Source organism: Uliginosibacterium sp. 31-12, assembly GCF_030548425.1.
Taxonomy (GTDB): domain Bacteria; phylum Pseudomonadota; class Gammaproteobacteria; order Burkholderiales; family Rhodocyclaceae; genus Uliginosibacterium; species Uliginosibacterium aquaticum.
The window spans coordinates 85,011-103,507 of sequence record NZ_JAUOOA010000011.1 but is presented as its reverse complement, the minus strand read 5'-3'; the positions used below and the strand labels follow the sequence as shown (position 1 = coordinate 103,507).

The 18,497-nt window shown below is 52.2% G+C and carries 17 protein-coding genes; all 17 read left to right on the top strand.

Going from position 1 to position 18,497, the window contains the following annotated elements; all coding sequences use genetic code 11:
• A partial coding sequence (locus Q3Y64_RS17875; protein ID WP_303563979.1) for a cupin domain-containing protein occupies positions 1-231 on the top strand: 231 nt, incomplete at its 5' end.
• Positions 218-1,075, top strand: a complete 858-nt coding sequence (locus Q3Y64_RS17870; protein WP_303563977.1) for an ABC transporter permease — start codon at positions 218-220, stop codon at positions 1,073-1,075. The genes Q3Y64_RS17875 and Q3Y64_RS17870, both read left to right, overlap by 14 nt.
• 1 nt (position 1,076) lies before the next feature.
• On the top strand, positions 1,077-1,814 hold the full coding sequence (locus Q3Y64_RS17865; RefSeq protein ID WP_303563975.1) for an ABC transporter ATP-binding protein: 738 nt from the start codon (positions 1,077-1,079) through the stop codon (positions 1,812-1,814).
• Positions 1,815-1,822: 8 nt separating this feature from the next.
• Positions 1,823-3,202 (top strand): hypothetical protein, encoded by a 1,380-nt coding sequence (locus Q3Y64_RS17860; protein WP_303563973.1) that lies wholly within the window; start codon positions 1,823-1,825, stop codon positions 3,200-3,202.
• Positions 3,199-4,758 (top strand): hypothetical protein, encoded by a 1,560-nt coding sequence (locus Q3Y64_RS17855; RefSeq protein WP_303563970.1) that lies wholly within the window; start codon positions 3,199-3,201, stop codon positions 4,756-4,758. The genes Q3Y64_RS17860 and Q3Y64_RS17855 overlap by 4 nt, the downstream gene beginning before the upstream one ends.
• Positions 4,755-5,882, top strand: coding sequence for a non-hydrolyzing UDP-N-acetylglucosamine 2-epimerase (gene wecB / locus Q3Y64_RS17850; protein WP_303563968.1), 1,128 nt, complete (start codon positions 4,755-4,757; stop codon positions 5,880-5,882). Before Q3Y64_RS17855 ends, wecB begins: the two co-directional genes overlap by 4 nt.
• Complete coding sequence (locus Q3Y64_RS17845) at positions 5,875-7,086, top strand: glycosyltransferase (protein ID WP_303563966.1); 1,212 nt, start codon at positions 5,875-5,877, stop codon at positions 7,084-7,086. The genes wecB and Q3Y64_RS17845 overlap by 8 nt, the downstream gene beginning before the upstream one ends.
• Positions 7,087-7,226: 140 nt before the next feature.
• Complete coding sequence (locus tag Q3Y64_RS17840) at positions 7,227-8,018, top strand: hypothetical protein (RefSeq protein ID WP_303563964.1); 792 nt, start codon at positions 7,227-7,229, stop codon at positions 8,016-8,018.
• Positions 8,015-8,680 (top strand): phosphoribosyltransferase family protein, encoded by a 666-nt coding sequence (locus Q3Y64_RS17835; protein ID WP_303563961.1) that lies wholly within the window; start codon positions 8,015-8,017, stop codon positions 8,678-8,680. Before Q3Y64_RS17840 ends, Q3Y64_RS17835 begins: the two co-directional genes overlap by 4 nt.
• Positions 8,673-9,431 (top strand): SDR family NAD(P)-dependent oxidoreductase, encoded by a 759-nt coding sequence (locus Q3Y64_RS17830; protein WP_303563959.1) that lies wholly within the window; start codon positions 8,673-8,675, stop codon positions 9,429-9,431. The genes Q3Y64_RS17835 and Q3Y64_RS17830 overlap by 8 nt, the downstream gene beginning before the upstream one ends.
• Positions 9,428-10,006, top strand: a complete 579-nt coding sequence (locus Q3Y64_RS17825; protein ID WP_303563957.1) for a histidine phosphatase family protein — start codon at positions 9,428-9,430, stop codon at positions 10,004-10,006. The genes Q3Y64_RS17830 and Q3Y64_RS17825 overlap by 4 nt, the downstream gene beginning before the upstream one ends.
• A 125-nt stretch (positions 10,007-10,131) precedes the next feature.
• On the top strand, positions 10,132-11,034 hold the full coding sequence (locus Q3Y64_RS17820; RefSeq protein ID WP_303563954.1) for a hypothetical protein: 903 nt from the start codon (positions 10,132-10,134) through the stop codon (positions 11,032-11,034).
• 146 nt (positions 11,035-11,180) lie between these two features.
• Complete coding sequence (locus Q3Y64_RS17815) at positions 11,181-13,958, top strand: glycosyltransferase family 4 protein (protein ID WP_303563951.1); 2,778 nt, start codon at positions 11,181-11,183, stop codon at positions 13,956-13,958.
• Positions 13,959-13,960: 2 nt separating this feature from the next.
• Positions 13,961-15,085: a glycosyltransferase family 4 protein gene (locus Q3Y64_RS17810; protein ID WP_303563949.1), complete on the top strand. Its 1,125-nt coding sequence runs from the start codon at positions 13,961-13,963 to the stop codon at positions 15,083-15,085.
• Entirely contained in the window at positions 15,048-16,004 is a 957-nt protein-coding gene (locus tag Q3Y64_RS17805) for a glycosyltransferase family 2 protein (RefSeq protein ID WP_303563946.1), read from the top strand. The genes Q3Y64_RS17810 and Q3Y64_RS17805 overlap by 38 nt, the downstream gene beginning before the upstream one ends.
• Positions 16,005-16,043: 39 nt before the next feature.
• Entirely contained in the window at positions 16,044-17,429 is a 1,386-nt protein-coding gene (locus Q3Y64_RS17800; RefSeq protein WP_303563944.1) for a glycosyltransferase family 1 protein, read from the top strand.
• A gap of 11 nt (positions 17,430-17,440) precedes the next feature.
• A complete protein-coding gene (locus Q3Y64_RS17795) occupies positions 17,441-18,430 on the top strand; it encodes a glycosyltransferase (RefSeq protein WP_303563941.1) in 990 nt (329 codons plus the stop codon).
• Positions 18,431-18,497 lie beyond the last annotated feature (67 nt).

The window sequence follows — 18,497 nt, the reverse complement described above, 5'->3', positions numbered from 1 at the left end:
CACCACCACCGCGCCGAACACTGGATCGTGGTGAGCGGCACCGCTGAAGTGGTGAATGGCGAGAAAACCCTGCTGCTCGGCGAAAACGAATCCACCTACATCCCGCTGGGCCATGTGCACCGCCTCGCCAACCCCGGCAAGCTGCCGCTGGAGATCATCGAAGTCCAGTCCGGCTCCTATCTGGGAGAGGACGATATCGTGCGTTTCGAGGATTCATATGGCCGCAACTGAGCACACCGCCACTGCGGCGCAAGCCGGTACGTCGCACCAAGCGCGCGCTCTGGAGCACTGGCGCAGTCACACCGGACAAAACGATATCCTTACTGGCTTGCGTGCTACCCACGTCTGGCTGGCCTTGGGCTGGCACGATATCCGCCAGCGCTATCGGCGCTCAGTGCTCGGTCCCTTCTGGTTCACGCTGACCACGCTGATCATGGTGGGCGTGCTGGGGTTTCTGTATTCGACGCTATTCAAGCAAGAGGTCTCGGATTATCTTCCCTATCTCGGGATCGGCATGGTCGTCTGGCAGTTCATCAGCACCGCGGCCAATGAAGGATGTACGGTGATGATCGGTGCCGCCCAAGTCATCAAACAGATTCGCATGCCACTGAGTGCACATGTTTGCCGCATGACTTGGCGCAACTTCATCATCCTGCTTCACAGCCTGCCAGTCGTGGTGGTTCTGATGCTATTTTTCGGCCACGCGGCCACCTGGCAGATGCTGCTCCTTATTCCCGGGCTCTTGCTGCTGCTGCTAAATGCAGTGTGGTCGGGGATTGTCTTCGGCATTCTGTGCGCCCGTTATCGGGACGTCGCTCCGATCATTGGCAACCTGTTTCAGGTGGGCTTCTTCCTGACTCCGGTCATGTGGCGAGTGGATGCGCTTCAGCACCGAGCCTGGGTGGCCCATTTAAATCCCTTTCATCACCTCATCGAAATCGTCCGCGGACCGATTCTGGGCGTGCCGGTTGCCTTGGAGTCCTGGCTCTGGGCATTTGGCCTGCTAGTGCTGGGTTTTGCGTTTGCGCAATACCTAATGGTTCGTTGCCGCGAACGCGTCGCCTACTGGTTGTGACATGCAAATAACCATCAAAGCCGAGAAGCTGTGCGTCGAGTTCCCCATCTTCGAGAATTCGCATCGTTCATTGAAAAATACCGTCATGCACCTCAGCACTGGCGGCCGTATCGGGCTTAATGCGGGTCAGCATCCCGTAGTGCGTGCCTTGAACGAGCTCGATTTCGAAATCAAGGAAGGTGATCGGGTGGGGTTGGTTGGCCACAACGGCTCTGGCAAGACGACGTTGTTGCGCGTTTTGTCCGGAGTATATGCGCCTGTCTCAGGCTCGCTGCATGTGCATGGCAAGGTTGCCTCACTGCTCGATGTGTCCATGGGAATGGATCCGGATGCTACGGGTTTCGAAAACATCTATCTGCGCGGGATCATGGATGGGTTGCGCCCGGCATTGATTCGCAGCAAGGTGGATGAAATCGCCGACTTCACCGGGCTCGGTGACTACCTTAATCTGCCTGTTCGTACCTATTCCAGTGGCATGCTACTGCGTCTTGCGTTCGCCATTTCCACCAGCGTCGAGGCGGAGATCCTGATCATGGATGAGTGGCTCAGTGTTGGTGACGCGGAGTTCAGTCAGAAGGCTGCAGCCCGGCTCGATAAGCTGGTCGATTCCGCATCCATTCTTGTGATTGCCTCTCATAATCCTGATTTGATCGGCAGGGCCTGCAATCGGAAGATTCACCTAGATCATGGCAATATCATCAGCAATGAGTGCATACCGCACATTGCTGTCGTAGCCTGACCACGCGCATGAAAATCTCTTCCACCCACCCCGCGCTACTGGCATCCGAACAGCTCTTCGCGCTCCCGCCATTCCATCTGCTCAAAGGTTTTGTCAGCGCGGCGGTAGCCTATCCGATTGCCGAACATCTGGAGAAACGCGATGTCAGCCCGAAAGTGCGCGAGTTGCGGCAGCACTATCGCAAGCCCTTTGCCCAGCGTGAGCAGCTAGCCAAGACATCTCTGCTCAACACTCTGTGCTTTGCTGCGGCCAACGTGCCGTACTACCGAGACCTGTTTTCAAGCATCGGTTTCGACCCGGAGCGCATCAGCAAAGACATTCGTTACTTCGAAGAAGTGCCCTATCTCACCAAAGAGATCATGCGTGAGCAGGGCGATCGCATGTACTCGCGCCCCCTGGCAGGCTTGCGGCATCACATGTGCAAAACCGGTGGGTCCACCGGTTTGTCGTGCCACATTGCCTACGATCAGCCGGCGGCGGACTACTCTTCGGCAGTTACCCTTTATGCGCGCGAGCGGGCGGGTAACTACAAGTGGCGCTCCGAGCTTCACTTTGCCTGTCGCTTCCCGGATATGTTGGATCAGGGCTGGCCGATGCGCGAGGACTTCAAGTGTTTCGCCATGAATCGCAGCAACATTTTCTTCGATCGCCTGGATGATGTGGGCCTCGAAGAAATCTGGCACACGCTCGGGCGCCGCCGCCCCTACATGGTCCATGCTCACCCTTCGACAATCTATGCCTTGGCCTGCTACATCCAGCGCAAGTACGGGCCGATACGTCGTTTCAAGGTCTTCGAATCCAGCGGTGAGCTGCTCGAAGTTCATCAGCGCGAAACCATCGAGCGAGTCCTGCGTTGCCGCGTGGTTGATCGTTACGGCCTGGCCGAGCTGGGCGTGATGGCCTATGAGCTCGATGGTCACGACAAGGGCCTCCAAGTGCTCGACTCCGAAGGCTGGCCCGAGAGTCGTGTCACCGAGGGTGGCAGCCATGAGCTTGTGCTGACCGGTTTCCGCAACCGCCTCATGCCGCTCATCCGCTATGCCACTGGCGATCTTGCGTGCGTCGAGCAGCGTAAGGATGGTTTCTTTCTCACCAACATCGTAGGGCGGATTCACGACATCGTGCATCTAGCCGGCGTGGCCTATCCCACGCACACGATTCAAGACATGCTGGACCATCGTGTGGGCGGCATCCAGGAGTTTCAGATCGATGTGCGAGGCGATAAGCCCGTGCTGCGCATTGTGCCCGAGCCACATGCCGATCCCGCGCAGATCGCGGCGAAGATCGAGGGCTACTGGCCCGGAGCTCTCACGGTCGAGTTCGTGGGGCATGATGCCTTTGTGCGCGTCGGTCATCGCGCCAAATTCCGCCATGTGGTGACGGCATGATCGGCGTGCTTGCAGACTACCCGCGTCATGAGTCCGCGGCGTTGGTGCTGGCTGCCTTGCGTCGCTCGGTCAGCCACTCGCTGGCTGTGCACTGTGCGCCAGCGGCGCTAGGGCACTTCGATGTGGCGCTGACGATCGATCCCTCTGACGCTGCAGGCGAGCTTCTGGCCCAATGGCTTGTGGAGCGCCCGCGCAAGCTGATCGTGTTTGGCCGCCTGCCGGCCGGTCTCAAGTCCCACTTTGGTGTGCAGACATGCGCATGGCCTGAGCCGACTGATGCCTGGGCCCGCAGTCCTTCTGCACCGTCGCGCGGGCAGTCCGAGAGTGCCGGCCGTGTGCGCTATCTGCCTGACGCCGCGTCTCTTGGCGCTGCAGGTTGGGAGCGCGCTCTAGAGCGTTTCGATTTCACCGACGAATGGAACAATCTGGCCTTCGGGGCAATCCGCGCCGAGGGCTCTAGGTGGAGCTTGGCTGAGGCAGTCCGTGCGCCAGACGGCGCAGAGCTTGCCCGCGTCGAGGTTGGTGACCAGGCGCTGACCAGCTATGCCGCGCGCTTTACCCTGGCCGCGAGCAATGTCCTCTGGGTTAATCGGTCTGTTGGCACGATCGACTCTTTCGAGTGGCGCATGGTTGAGCACTTCCTGGCGCATTACCAGTCCGATGCGCTGCCTTGCGTGCCGGTGCTCAGCGAGTTGCCCTGGGGCTATGATGCTGCCATCACCATGCGGCTCGACTGTGATGAGGACATCACTTCCGCACGCCCGCTCTGGTTGGCCTACCGCGAAATGGGCGTGCCGCTGTCGCTGGCCATTCATACGAGTAACCTATTGCACGACGCTCACTACCCATTTTTGCGAGAGTTCTGCGAACACGGCGGAGTGCTGATGTCTCACACGGCAACGCATGCGCCGAACTGGGGAGGCAGCTACGAGGCCGCGTTTGCCGAGGGGCGCGAATCACGCAATCGCATCCTGGCCGCCACGGGCGTTTCAGTAGACTATGCCGTCTCCCCCTTTCATCAGTCGCCGCATTACGCGCTGCAAGGCCTGTGCGACGCAGGCTATAGCGGTTGCATCGGCGGCATCGTCCGCAACGACCCCGAGTTTCTGCTGGCCAGGGGCGGTGAGTTGGCGGGGCTGCCACAGGGTTTCGTAGGGCACAGTCAGCAAACCATGCTGCATGGCGACTGCATGCTGGCCGAAGGTGACCAGCTGGCGATTTTCAAGGCCTCTTTCGATCGGGCGCTGGAAACCCGCACGCTTTTCGGTTTTCTCGACCACCCCTTCTCCGAACGCTACGCTTACGGCTGGCCGGATGAAACCACGCGTATCCAGGCGCATTGCGATCTGATCGCCCACATTCGCGGCAAAGCCCAAGCGCCTTGTTTTATGGATGAGTGCGAAGCCTTGGACTTTTTGCGTGCGCGCGCAGCGATCAGCCTGCTTCACAACGAGCGGAGTTTTGCGGTGCAGCTGCCTCAAGCCCACGCTTTCGGGTTTGGCGTCGAATATCGTGGCGAACTCTTGCCATTGACTGATGAAGGTGTTCTGAAGTGAAAGTCCTTGTCGTCCTTGGTACCAGGCCCGAAGTCATCAAGTTGGCCCCGGTCATCTCCGCGTTGAAGCTGCGCGCTGAGGTGCGGGTCTGTGCCAGTGGTCAGCACCGAGAAATGCTCCAGCAGGCCCTTGACGCTTTTGATCTACAGCCACACATCATGCTCGATACCATGAGTCCCGGGCGCTCGCTGAATATACTCGCAGCGCGCCTACTTGAAGCGCTGGATGCTGTGCTAGAGCGGGAGGGGCCAGACTGGGTGTTGGTTCAGGGCGACACGACTACGGCATTCTGCGCGGGCTTGGCGGCCTTTCAGCGTGGCATTCGCGTAGGCCATGTCGAAGCGGGGCTGCGTACAGGTGATCTGGCTAGCCCTTTTCCTGAGGAGGCTAATCGTAGCCTGCTCTCGCGTGTCTCCACTCTGCATTTCGCACCTACGCAGATGGCTGCCGCCGCCATATGCGCTGAGGGTATCGCTGAGAGTGCTATTCGCATTACCGGCAATACCGTGGTGGATGCCATTCTTCAAGCTAAAGCCACTTGGCCAGGAGGGATGCCCGCCATTTTGCCGGCCGCCATTGAGCAGCGGTTGACTACTGGTCCGACCGTGCTCGTCACATGTCACCGGCGTGAGAATTTCGGCAGCGTAATGGAGTCCTTTTGTCACATGCTTGCGCGGCTATGCCGGAAGAACAAGGATACGCAGTGGATCTTCCCGGTGCATCTGAACCCGTCTGTGCGCGAACCTGTGCTGCGTCTGCTAGGGCAAGAAGCCAATCTTCTGCTAACTGATCCTGTCGATTACCATACTAGCCTTTATCTCATTAGCCGTGCCCGCCTAGTGCTGAGTGATTCGGGTGGCATCCAGGAAGAGGCTCCCAGTTTTGGTACCCCTGTGGTCGTCATGCGCAAGCACACCGAGCGCATGGAAGGCGTGAAGGCTGGTTTTGCAACGCTGGCAGGACAAGATCCCGTTGCTATCGAGGCGGCTGTGGATGGTTGGCTCAGCGACCCGGCCAGATGTGAAACCCTCCGCGCACGTCAGAACCCGTATGGTGATGGCCATGCATCAGAGCGCATCGTGTCTGCCTTGTTTGGCGAGCCCTGCGAGGCCTTCCATGGCTGAGCGTGAAGTGCCTCCCCCGCAAAGTTGCATCTTGTTTGCCACTGCCGACTGGGATGAGCCCTATTGGACCAACAAACAACACTGCGCAAAGTCCCTTGCCGACTTGGGCACCAAGGTGCTCTATGTAGAAAGCGTTGGTTTGCGTAGCCCCAAGGCAGGCAGCAGGAAAGACTGGAAGCGACTCTGGAATCGCCTCAGCAAAGGCCTGGTTTCACTAATCTTCGGCGCACCTGAGAGATCGACCGGGATTTATGTTCTGTCCCCGTTGCTCATTCCAGCCGGGCATCGCCATGCATTGACTCGGCAGATCAATAGATTGCTGCTCAAAGCGGCGATCATCCGCTCAACATGGGGGAAAAGGTTTAATCAACCTCTTATCTGGACATACCACCCATTTATGCTTGAAGCACTAAATGGTGGTGCACCGGGCGCCCTGATTTACCACTGCGTCGATGACCTCTCAGCTGTTCCTGGCATCGACGCGCAAGCATTCCGGATAGCCGAGGACGCTCTTATATGTCGCGCGAACGCTGTGTTTGCCACCGCGCCATCATTAGTTGAGCGCTGTAAGAGACTAAATCCGAATACATATTATCTCGCAAATGTTGTCGATGCAGACCATTTTTCCAAGGCGATGGATGTAAAACCCTTGCCCGCTGACCTTGCGGATATTCCGGAGCCGCGAATTGGCTATCACGGCGTACTGTCTGATTTCAAAGTTGACTTCCAACTGTTACTTGATGCAGCAAAAATCCGCAAAGACTGGAGCTGGATATTCATTGGTGAAGAGAGGGAAGGGCAGCAAAGCGAACTAGTGGCTGAACTTGCAAATTTATCAAATGTTCGCTTTCTGGGATACCGAAGCTACCGCGAACTGCCCGATTATCTTCGAGGAGTTCAGGTTGGAATGATCCCGTCGCTTTTAAACGAATATACCCGATCAATGTTTCCGATGAAGTACTACGAATACATTGCTGCAGGCGTGCCTGTAGTCTCAACGAGGCTGCCATTTTTGGAGGAAAAAACGAATTTGGCTGAAATATTTATTGACGCAAACTCACTGATAGCCGCTGTCGAGAAACAGCTATCTAGGGACAAGATATCTCGTGAGGCTTCGAAAGCTGCTGTTTCTGGCAATACTTGGGCAGTTAGAACACGGAAGATGCTGGATCTGACATTTGGATTTTCTGTGAGAGATAATTAAACATGAAAATGTATTCAACGAAAATATGCCTGGGTTGAGTTTTTATGAGGCCTAAGGTTTTAATGTACTACCCGTGGTCCTACTTTTCTTGCCCCTCAAGTGGTGAAATCGAGGCGCGATGTCTTTTGTGGGGATTCCAGTTGGCAGGTTTTGATGCTGATGTGTATGGGCTTGAGTCTGAGAGTATAGATCGTTACGAGATATTTTGCGTTTTTACACTTTCAAAGGAATCCAAGTCTTTCATCGCAGATTTGCCACCAACTGCAAATATTGTTATTTTTCCAAATACTGACACTTTGAATTCCGTCGATTTTAACGACGTCGAATGGAAACGTTTTGAAAGCCTAAAGCTGGTGGCGCGATCAGATTATGAATATAGAGATTACACAAATAAAATTGACGCTATGTTGGTGTTGCGCGCCCACCAGTGGTTCATAGCCCCATTTCAATTCATTAAAGACAGCGCGCCCAGCACAGAAAAATGGAGTGTCGATTTGCTGGCGATGGTAGAACCTGCGCGATCTATAGGGCTGTATGAGGCGCTCGACTTTCTATCGGAAGACGCAAATAACCTTATTCTGACAAACGATGTGCTGAGTATTGAGCAAGGTGTCGATAAAAATCAAAAATCAAAAGTTCTACAACGCTTCCGATACGGCGGATGCGATTGGTTTGAGTGCTTGTCGTCCGCAAAGTACTTGTATGAATCCAATGATCGAGTCACATCTTCGGTGTTGGAGAAACTTTGGATGGGAGGGGGTGTGCTCGTCGACAAAGATAGCAGCATCATTTCAGAATTGAAGCATGCTGTGCGGATCAGCTCGGTGTCAGATCGTTTTGTCGAAATTAGATTAAAATCTAAAAAAAATATTTACGGTTATCATTCGAACGTCGTAGCCGCGACGCTAGTAAATGAGATAAAGACGAGATGAAAAATCTTGAGCCTAGCCAGTGTGCGTTTAACTTAATCTACTCTTTTGATCCGATGCATTCTATTGATGGCATTCTGGTTCAAGACTACAGGCGAAAGCTTGCTGAATCGCTGGCTGCTGAAGTGTCTAAGAAAAAATGCCGGCGGTTTGACTTTGTCGTACCAATTCCAATGACGGGAATTTTGTACGCTAAGTACGTCTCGGAATACTTGAATATTCCATATATTGAAATTTTCGACAGAGAAAAAAGAATCAGAACCTTAGATATGCCGAATGGAGAAAGAGTGAAATATTACAATGAGTATTTTTCCTCTTTTGAGTCCTCTCTGGTCGGTAAGAGCATATTGGTTGTTGATGAGGCGCTGATTAGTGGAACTACAGCTATGCTCGTTTCGAAGTGGCTTGCTAAGTTTAAGGCTAAAAATTATTCATTTGCGTTCGCATCCCCTCCAATGAGCGGATATTGCCCTAATAAATATATAAAAGAGTCCGATCGAGCGATAGCCGACGGGCCGGTCGGTGATGCGCTTAGCGTTAGCATAAGAAAATTTGCGGACAGAATGGAAGCTGACGATATATATTTTGTAAGTTCAGAGGGTTTTCAGAGAGTCATCTACGAAAAAACAAGGTGCATGCTTTGTTTTAGCCAAATATATGGGTGACTTCATGAAAAAATTAGGGGGCGCCGAAAAAACCTTCGTAGTAAGTGGCGCGAGTTCCGGAATCGGAAGGTGGGTCGCAAAAACATTACTTGATCGAGGGTTTGGGGTGCTAGCTGTTTCACGAAGACTTCCCGAGATAGATGATTCCGATTTTTTCAAATGGGTTGGTGTTGATTTAGAGAGGTCTGATTCTTCCGAGGTTTTATTAAATTCAATAGCTGAGGCAGGTCTTAAAAATATTGTCGGCGCTTTTTCAAATGCAGGTTCATATCTTTCGTATTGCCATGAAAGCTCTTCAGTGTGCACTTTCGAGAAACAGTTCTCAGCGAATTTTTACTCGCACTTGAATTTTGTCAGTGCAATACTGCCGTCCCTGCAGGACGCTGCCGGATTAAAATCGTTAGTTTTTACGACCACAGATCAGATTCATAGGGTGAAAGACGGCGGAGCGGCATATGCCGCAGCTAAATCAGCTTTGCACGCCTACTCACGATCCTTGGCGGTTCACTTGGCACCAAGAAAAATCGTTGTGACGTCCGTGGCGCCCGGAGGCACCGACACCCCCCTTTACTGGGCAACTAAAGCCGGCATGAGCGCTCAGCAAGTGCAAGGCTCACAAACGAAGTATCCTTCGGGCTCGATCGCCGATCCCGAAGAGGTTGCGAGCTTTGTAGTAGATCTCCTGACTAAGCCAAAAATGAGTTGTGTCGGAGCCGAATTCCGGATTGACGGTGGGCTCTGTTGTTTATGAGCAGGACTATATTGCTGCTGCGCCATTCTGAATGTATTGCTAATGAGAGGGATCTCGTATGTGGGGTCGGCAACTCTCCATTGTCCGCGAGAGGGGCGGAAAGCCTCAAATCTGCGGGGAGGTATAAGTTGTCCAGCGAGTGGAGTTTATTCTCTTCGCCTTTATCACGCTGTGTAGAAACCACTGCATCACTGTTCAATCGAGAGTTTGAAATCTTAGAGTATTTGGTCGAGGTTGATTATGGGATACTCGAAGGACGAGCAAAGCATGAAGTTGAGGTTGAGCTTAGTGAGTTCGGTCTTCGCTGGGATGGTTTAGCAACTTCAAGTGTTGAAAAGTATCGTTCAGCGGCGAGAGATCTGCTATCGAGACCTGAGAATAATATCTTAGCTGTGACTCATGGCGGTTTCATTAATTTCGTTGTGGCAGAAGCTATGTCTATACCAGATGCACGCTTTCCTTTCTTAAGGATCGACAATCTGCATGTCTCGTGTCTGGTCGAAAATCAAAATGGATCATGGGTTATGAAGTTTTCAAATCGGGATGTGTCATGCCTCAACGAGTACTTTGGATAGTAAATAGAGGGGCGTCTTTCGGAGGCGGGTCTTTTTCATCAAGATCAATTGCATTGCGACTTACTGGTCCTTTGTCACGGTTGAGTTGTTTGACAGGGTATGGGGTTCGGTGTGCTGAGGAGGATTTGGATGCCGCAAAAGTCGGTGTTGATGACGCCGTTTTTTTTTGCCGTCATCATAGTCAGAAATCTGTTGACTTGCATCAAGAGTTGAAAAATAGAGGCGTTTTCACTGTTTACGACATCGATGATCTGGTTGGGTTTTACCCAGCTTATTTTGATTTAGGCTCCGGGGCAGAGCGGGCAAAATTATCTGTTTTTAAGCATATTTCCTTGGCTACAAAGATTAGTGTCGAGAATTCGGTGATTGGTAATGAGCTAGAGGGTCTTGGGGTTTCAAGAAATGATATTCATGTAATTCCAAATTCGTATGACTTTGAGAGCTTTTCTGCTGTCAAGTGCTCTTCAGGAGAGGTCTCAAAAAATATTATTTTCACAAATGCTGCAGGACTGAAGTTCGAGTCGTTCAGAAATGATTTTTTCTCCGCTGTTAACGAATTTTGTGAGACAACGGGCTGCTTGGTTCATGTCTTTTCAGACCTTCCTCAGGAAAGTTTCAAGTTCACGCGAATGCTATATCGAGGGGCTACTGACTGGCGTTCACATAAGCATATTTTACAAACTGAAGACTTTTTGTTTTCACTTGTTCCGCTTGGCGGGAGGGAGGATCCGGAGTCTTTGAGGTTCAATTCAGCAAAGTCAATAGTAAAATTTATTGAGTATGGGGCTAGTAAGATACCCGGGGTATTTTCAAATGTTGAACCTTATAGATCTCGACTAAATAATGGTGTCGATGCATTGCTAGTTAATAACGACAAAGATTCTTGGTTGGAGGCGATGTCTGAAATAGAGGCAGGCGTTGAGTTTCGTGAAAGTATGGTGCGAAACGCGTATGAGAATGTTTTGAAAAATTATTCAACGGAAATTGTTCTTGATAAGTATTGCGCTCTTTTGGGTATCAAAAATTAATAGAGCAATGCAGGCTCTGGTGTGAAAAATAATTAAATATTATGCTGACGCCCACAACTCATTCTGAATATTCGATTTCTGGTTGGTGCTTGCCTCAGTCTCTGGTAGGCCTTTGGGCTTCTCAGGGATATCTATTTCAGCAGGACTTGGATCTGGATTGCTACGCAGGGCGAGCCGGCTTTGTGGTTTGGTGGTTAGAACACGGACGGCGGTTGCATCCCGGGCTTGCGCCCGAGATCAATGCTTCATTGCGGAGGGGACTGCATTCATTTGATTACAAGGCTCCGCTTTCGCACTCTGCGATTACGCCTTTGATGCGTATCGTATATGGCTTGAGGTCGGATCTTCAGGCTCAGTACCCTGATCTCGAGGAGGAAATCTCGGCGCTCGGATTCTGGCAATGGTGGTGCGGTTTTGGGAGCTCGGCCTTAGGCCTTGAGTTACGGGGCTTTCCGACACCCAGTGAGCCATTGGGCGCGCTCGATTCAGGTGTCGCACTAAAGACCATAAAATTCTTCCGTGATGTGATCGGCGACAATTTGCCGGCCCCGTCAGTTGCCCAACAAGATGATAGGGTGATTTTCTGGTGGTTCCAGGTTGGGCAGTCAATGTTTTCCCCGCAGTCTGCCAGGCTGACTGAGGCCTTGCTGGAGACTTTGCACACACTCGATTCTGCACCACCGGTTTTGCGAGTTCATGATTTCACTCGACTGATGCGGAGCGTGTATGCATCGCGAGCAGACTTGCAGTCCCAGTATCCCGATTTGAGCGAAGAGCCAGCAGCGCGTGGTTACTGGCTTTGGTGGTGTCTGTATGGTTGCAAGGCTCTCCAGTTGCCTGACTCTGGTTTGCCTTTGGGTGTGTCCGGGCGCGAGTTCGTATTCGCAGATAGGCCATCAGATTTGATTAAATTTCTGATGAAAATCACCGGAGAAGAGAATGAACTGCATTTAGATGAGTCCAAGCCGGGATCTCTGGTTTATTGGTGGATCGCTCGCGGCAGGACGATCTTCGACGGCGTCAGTCAGCGGGTCACAGCCAGCGTTGTGACGGCACACCATCAGTGTGGTTTCTGTGACTATCTGCAGGGAGTGGTACCAGAAGCATCTTCGCTAATGCAGGCCGTCTTGACCCACAGGCCTGACGTGAATGAATTGTTCTCCGAAGACTCGGCAAAGGCCGATTTCTGGCGGTGGTGGCTCGGGTATGCAGAGCGCGATTACAATCTTGCGCACAGAGGCATGCCAGTGCTGCCCGCGTCGATGTTGACGGCTGTAATTGAGCGTCCATTAGGATCTGAGTGCTTGCCGCTCAATCCCCTTGCGTTGTTTCTGCATTTTATGGACACGCGAGATGCACGCAGCCTGGCTTATTTTGCAGGGGATGCCGTATCGGGTGATCTTGGCCAGGATGTTGCAAACTGGTTGGAATGCGGTGGGATGAGGAGCTTTGCTGCTATTGCACACTTGGTGCTGGCGCCGCTTTTTGCAGCGTGCTTTCGGTTTGCTTACGCACATGCAACTGAACCGCGATATGGATCTGGGCATATCATGGCACTGGTTGAGATGGGTGAAGTTGTTTCGCCGCAAGAGGCCGCCCGGCAGGCATTGCGTGGTATACGCGTGCTGGCTCAGTTGGTTGGCGCAAAGGGCATTGTTAGCGCAGCAGATGCGCTCGACTGGTGGCAGCGGGAGGGCGCTTTGACCTTTCCGGAATGTTCATCTGCACTAGCGGGGATATTGTACTGCAGTGCAGTCGCCGTTCATCAGGCTAAACACGCTGAGGCGCTTGCGAACACTCAAGCGCTCAGTCAATCGAATGCGGGTATTGCCGATGTGCAGGTGATCGGTTATCCGAGCGGACAGTTCGGGATTGGGGAGGATGCACGCCTTGTATTTGAGGCTGCTCGAAGTGTGTACGGTCACGTGCGTCTTTTTCAGTCGAAGCGCGAGATCGGCGCAAAGGCGATTGACTATGCTGGTATCGAGCGAATTGAATCAATTGGTCCGAGCCTTTGCAAAGTCTTTTGCATGCCTGCGTTCGATACGATTGCTTTGTGTCATGACGCAGGCCGATATCCGTTTGACGGTGGATATCGTGTGGGTATCTGGCAGTGGGAGCTGGCGAGATTTCCGGATAAAGCACGCTTTGCTTTTGATCTTGTCGATGAAATCTGGACCATTTCGAGCTTTTGTCAGAAAGCGCTTTCGGTTGCTACGGACAAGCCTGTCCATGTGTTGCCGCTGCCGGTCAAAGCCTATCCCGATGACGGACAATCAAGAGACGCTTTTGGGATTCCTGCAAATGCCTGGGTGTTCATGACTGCATTCGACGGATCTTCGTTCATTGCGCGTAAGAATCCTCTTGCGGTTATCGAGGCTTTCCAGCGCGCGTTCAAACGCGATGATCCAGCTGTGCTTGTCGTTAAGGCGATGAATACAACCAACGATGCATTGTGGCGTGAGTGCCTGAATCGTGCTGCATCGGATGAGCGTTTGCTCATCATTGATGAGGTCTTTTCGCCGGCCAGACTGTCTTCCTTGCTGGAGGCGAGCGACTGCATTGTTTCCCTTCACAGGGCAGAGGGTTTTGGCCGGCTGATGGCAGATGCTTTTGCGCATCACAAGCCGGTCATCGCGTCACGTTATTCTGGATGTATGGATTTTCTGACAGATGAGAACGCGTACTTGGTTGACGGCAAGCTGATCGATATCAGCCCTTTGGACTACCCTTTTTATAAAACAGGGAAATGGTTCAATCCAGATATCGACAATGCTGCCGAGAAAATGCGGTGGGTTTTTGAAAAGCGCGATGACGCGGCAAAAAAAGGAGCGAATGGGTTCGAGCTCATTTCTGACCGATATTCAGTTGGCGCTACTTCATTGTTCATAAAAAATAGACTCTCTCAAATCATCGGTAACTAAAAATGTCTAAAGGTTTTCACTCTATTTTTAGCTTTGTAACGAAGTACAGAAGTAAAGCGCTTAAGGCTGCCCGCCAACCGGATCCCTGCTCACTAGATATTCACTGGGTGGTGCCTGCGTTCGGTCGTGGCGCCGGTGGTTTAACTACGATTCTCCGGTTTGTGCGCGGCCTCGAATTGATCGGGCACAAATGCACGATTTGGGTCAATGTTCTGGATCTGCACGGCGATTCGGAGGGGGTCGACTACAAACAGATTGTCGAAGAGTCCTATTTTCATGTAGATGCCGAGGTGCGGCGCCTGCCTGAGAATATTGACGCGATACAGGGGGATGTTCTCGTCGCAACGGATCGCTATACCTGCTACCCGGTTCGGGCCATGGCGAATTTTTCACGCAGGTTTTACTTTGTGCAGGACCAGGAGGAAATGTTTTATGCGGTTGGCTCTGAGTACTACATAACCTTGGCGACTTACAAGTTCGGCTTCGATTGCCTGTGCGCAGGAAAGTGGCTCGAGCACAGCATGAGAGAGCGTTTCGGCGCCTGGGCGATGTCTTGGGATCTTTCGGTAGACAAGAGTATCTATTTTTCCTCAACCTCCAAAAAAGAAGGTGTTCCTCGTATCGCCTGTTACTCGCGTTTTGTTACTCCGAGACGCTGTGTGGAGTTGATGCTTTTGGCGCTTGATCTTCTGGCCGAACGAAGTTTGGAATTCGAGGTGGATTTTTTTGGCTGGGAGCTTCCGCCTTTAGAGGTCGCTTACGACTACGTAGACCACGGTGTTGTCAGCGAGCGCGAACTGGCAGGATTGTATCGCAGCGCGGATATGGGCATTGTTTTTTCGGGAACGAATTACTCATTGCTACCCAAAGAGATGATGGCTTGCGGATTGCCCGTCGTGGAACTAAATACTGATTCAATCAACATGCAGTTCGACGACTCCCTGATTCTCAAGGCTGAGCCTGATCCGGAGTCGATTGCAGACAAACTTGAGGCGCTTCTGACATCTCCCGAGCTGAGGCAGAAGTATGGTGAGGCCGGAATCCGGTTTGTAGCGAAAGACTCGTGGGATGCCTCGATTCAGAAAGTGAATGCTGCAATCATTTCAAGGCTTGATGGCGATGAATAAGGCGACAGTCGTTATTCCTGTTCTCAATGGCGGGGATTTGTTGCTCGCAGTGCTTGGCATGGCTCTCTCCCAAAAAGTAGATTTCGAGTACGACGTACTCGTGATCGATAGCGGATCCACAGATCTGGCTCTGGGCTACGTGAGAGATGCGGCAGGAAAAGGTAGGATTCGTCTGAAGGAAATCCCACAAAAAGAGTTTGGGCATGGTAAGACTCGAAATTTGGGAGTGCAACTCTCAGACTCCGAGTATGTCGCCTTCCTCACGCAGGATGCATTGCCAGTCGACGAGTTCTGGTTAGCTAACCTTGTGCGCCCAATGATGGACAGTGCTGAAGTGGCTGGAGTGTTTGGCCGGCATTATGCATACCCGGCATCGGGGCCGAAGATGCGCCATGACCTTGAGTCATTCATGCAAGGCTTCGACAAAGGGCCGCGAGTCGTCAGGATCGAAGACCGCGCAGAGTATGATGCATCTCTGTCCATGCGCCAGTTCATGCACTTCTACTCGGACAACAACTCCTGTCTCAGAAAATCTGTATGGGAAAGAGTTCCCTATCGCGATGTTGAGTACGGTGAAGACCAGATATGGGCTCGAGATATCATTGAGGCAGGGTATGCGAAAGCGTATGCACCGGATGCTGGCGTCTACCACTCGCATACCTATGGTGTGCGGGATACATTCAAGCGTGCAAAGGTGGACCGGAAATTCTGGGTCAAGGAGTTCGGCTATACCAGCGTGTCGTCTCTTCGTGCTATGCACAACGAGGCTAAAAATCAGTACCGAGCAGAACGAGCTTGGTATGAGGAGCAAGGCATTGATCTATCACCCCTTCAGAGCGTTCAGCTCTATGCCAAAAAGCTCGCAAATTTCTATGGTGAGTATCGGGGGCATCTCGAAGCTTCCGCTGACGGCAGGTAAGATTGGCGCAGCACTTATCAGGTCTCTCAGGGAGTGTTGATGCGAGTAGTGCTTGATTTTCAGGCATGCCAGTCGGGTAGTCGTTATCGTGGCATCGGGCGCGGTTCGCGGGCACTTATGCTGGCAATGGCCAATCGTCTTATGTCGCGCGGACATGAGGTGGTGTGCCTGTTGAGTGAAGCCTTTTCAGATGGGCTGCACGAACTTCGCGACGATATTCGTCGCAATGCGCCGGGCGCGAGGCTGACTTCTTTTCGAATCCCATCTCCCTGTGCAGCCGGTGCACCCGAAAATGCATGGCGGCAAATGGCGGCACGTATCTTGAGAGAGCATGCCATCGCATGCCTCGAGCCCGACTTTGTTCACGTACCCGCGCTCCTCGCTGATGGCTGGGGAGATGATTCGGTGGGCTCAGTAGGCATGTTGGGCGTGCACATCCCGACCTCGCTGACCCAGCACGATCTGATTCCACTGGTCATGGCGGACGAGTACATGCCCGAAGGCCCTTTTCGCGACTACTACATGCGTAAACTCGCCGACGCCAAGAAGGCTGATCTATTGCTTGCCATCTCTGAATACTCACGCAGCGAAGCAATTGAGTGGATGGCAATGCCTCCTGACGATGTGGTGCACATCTCTTCGGCAACTGATGCGTGCTTTCTTGAGGCTCGGCGTTCATCTAAAGAGATTGCTGAGGTGCTCGCCCGGATTGGCGTAAGTCAGGGGTTCATCTTCTATGCGCCCGGCGGTTTTGATGTGCGCAAGAATATGAAACGCCTCTTGGAGGCTTATGCCATTTTGCCGACAGACGTGCGCTCAAGACATCAGCTTGTTGTTGCCAGCATGATTGATGAATCGTTGCGAAAGCAGCTCACCTCGATCGCCGCGGAACTCGGCTTGAGGCAGGGCGAGTTTGTTATGACTGGCTATGTGCCAGACCACGAGTTGATCTGCCTGTATCAAGCTTGTACTTTGTATGTTTTTCCATCGCTGCACGAGGGCTTTGGCCTGCCTGTTCTGGAGGCAATGGCGGCGGGCGCGCCTGTCATCGCGTCGAACTGCTCATGTATTCCAGAGGTAGTTGGTCTGGACGAGGCGCTTTTTGATCCATACAGTGTTGAGTCGATGTCGGGAAAAATGCTGCACGGTCTGAGGGATGGGGCTTTTCGTGCGAGAGTGAAAGTTCATGGCGAACAATGGCACAAGCAGTTTTCTTGGGAGAGAAGCGCAGCCATTGCCGTTGAAGCTCTTGAGAAAAAGGCTGCAATACTTCGCGAAGGCGGATGGGCGCCAGCGAAGACAGAGAGCCTTCCTGCTTGCGATCAAATGCTTGAAAAAATCAATGATCTGTCGATTTCCGGGCAATCTGATCTTGAATGTTTTCGTCAATGCTTTGAGGCAAACTCAAAATCAAAGCTCAATTGAGTGTGAGTCGGATGAAAATATTCTTTAATACATATCCTGTCGCCTTTCAGTGCCCCGGTGGCGGTGAGATACAGCTCCTGAAGTCGAAAGAGGCACTCGAGCGTCGCGGCCATGAGGTCGTGTTGTTCAATCAGTGGGAGCACTCTCTGTCCGATGCAGATGTAATTCACCACTTTTCTGTACAAGGGGGGACTTACAACCTTTGCATGTATGCACACAATCAGAAAATTCCTCTGGTTGTCAGTCCCATTCTTTGGCTATCTGAGTACATCGATCAATATCCGATGGGAGAAATCGGGTTGCTAACGTCAATTGCTGACGTTATTTGCCCAAATTCACAAGCAGAGGTCGAGCGTTTCATCAGTCATTTTGACGCTCCGCGGGAGAAGTACCATGTCACTCACAATGGTGTTGATAGCGATTTTTTTGAAGCGATATCTCCAGGAGTGTTTGAGTCACATTTCAATATTCATCAGCCCTTCGTTTTGTGTGTTGGAAACATAGAAGTTCGCAAGAATCAGTTGGCTTTGCTGGAAGCCGCATCTAGCCTTGGGATGCATGTGGTACTCATAGGTAATGTACGTGATCAAGAATATTTTTCCCGGATAAGTACTCAGTATGCTGAGAGTTTTAGCTACCTTGGATACCTCGACCATCGTAGTGAAATTCTGCGGTCGGCGTATTCGGCATGCAAAGTGTTTGCGCTGCCAAGTCTGCTCGAAACCCCGGGTCTCGCAGCCCTTGAGGCTGCGGCTGCAGGCTGCCAGCTTGTTATCACTAGCGAGGGATGTACCTACGAGTATTTTGGGGACGGAGCTTTCTATGCTTACCCAAAGAGGTCGGAAGATATCGCGCAGAAGCTCAATAAAGCGGTTGTTGAGTCACAAAATACACCCTTGCTTCGAGAGAGAGTCCGCCAGTTTACGTGGGACCGTGTGGCTGAAGAGCTGGAGTTTGCGTATTTTAAAGCGATAGAGTCGTCGCGTTCCAGATTTTCGTAACTGAGATAGCTCAGAACTCCCGCTGTCGAAAGATAAAGCGCTCCAATTGTCTGCGTCGCGTACCAAC

Coding starts and splice junctions, on each gene's coding strand:
- Q3Y64_RS17795 (WP_303563941.1), top strand. CDS start 17,441: ATGAAAATATTCTTTAATACATATCCTGTCGCCTTTCAGTGCCCCGGT.
- Q3Y64_RS17810 (WP_303563949.1), top strand. CDS start 13,961: ATGTCTAAAGGTTTTCACTCTATTTTTAGCTTTGTAACGAAGTACAGA.
- Q3Y64_RS17800 (WP_303563944.1), top strand. CDS start 16,044: ATGCGAGTAGTGCTTGATTTTCAGGCATGCCAGTCGGGTAGTCGTTAT.
- Q3Y64_RS17845 (WP_303563966.1), top strand. CDS start 5,875: ATGGCTGAGCGTGAAGTGCCTCCCCCGCAAAGTTGCATCTTGTTTGCC.
- Q3Y64_RS17865 (WP_303563975.1), top strand. CDS start 1,077: ATGCAAATAACCATCAAAGCCGAGAAGCTGTGCGTCGAGTTCCCCATC.
- Q3Y64_RS17860 (WP_303563973.1), top strand. CDS start 1,823: ATGAAAATCTCTTCCACCCACCCCGCGCTACTGGCATCCGAACAGCTC.
- Q3Y64_RS17835 (WP_303563961.1), top strand. CDS start 8,015: ATGAAAAATCTTGAGCCTAGCCAGTGTGCGTTTAACTTAATCTACTCT.
- Q3Y64_RS17830 (WP_303563959.1), top strand. CDS start 8,673: ATGGGTGACTTCATGAAAAAATTAGGGGGCGCCGAAAAAACCTTCGTA.
- Q3Y64_RS17805 (WP_303563946.1), top strand. CDS start 15,048: ATGCTGCAATCATTTCAAGGCTTGATGGCGATGAATAAGGCGACAGTC.
- Q3Y64_RS17855 (WP_303563970.1), top strand. CDS start 3,199: ATGATCGGCGTGCTTGCAGACTACCCGCGTCATGAGTCCGCGGCGTTG.
- Q3Y64_RS17825 (WP_303563957.1), top strand. CDS start 9,428: ATGAGCAGGACTATATTGCTGCTGCGCCATTCTGAATGTATTGCTAAT.
- Q3Y64_RS17870 (WP_303563977.1), top strand. CDS start 218: ATGGCCGCAACTGAGCACACCGCCACTGCGGCGCAAGCCGGTACGTCG.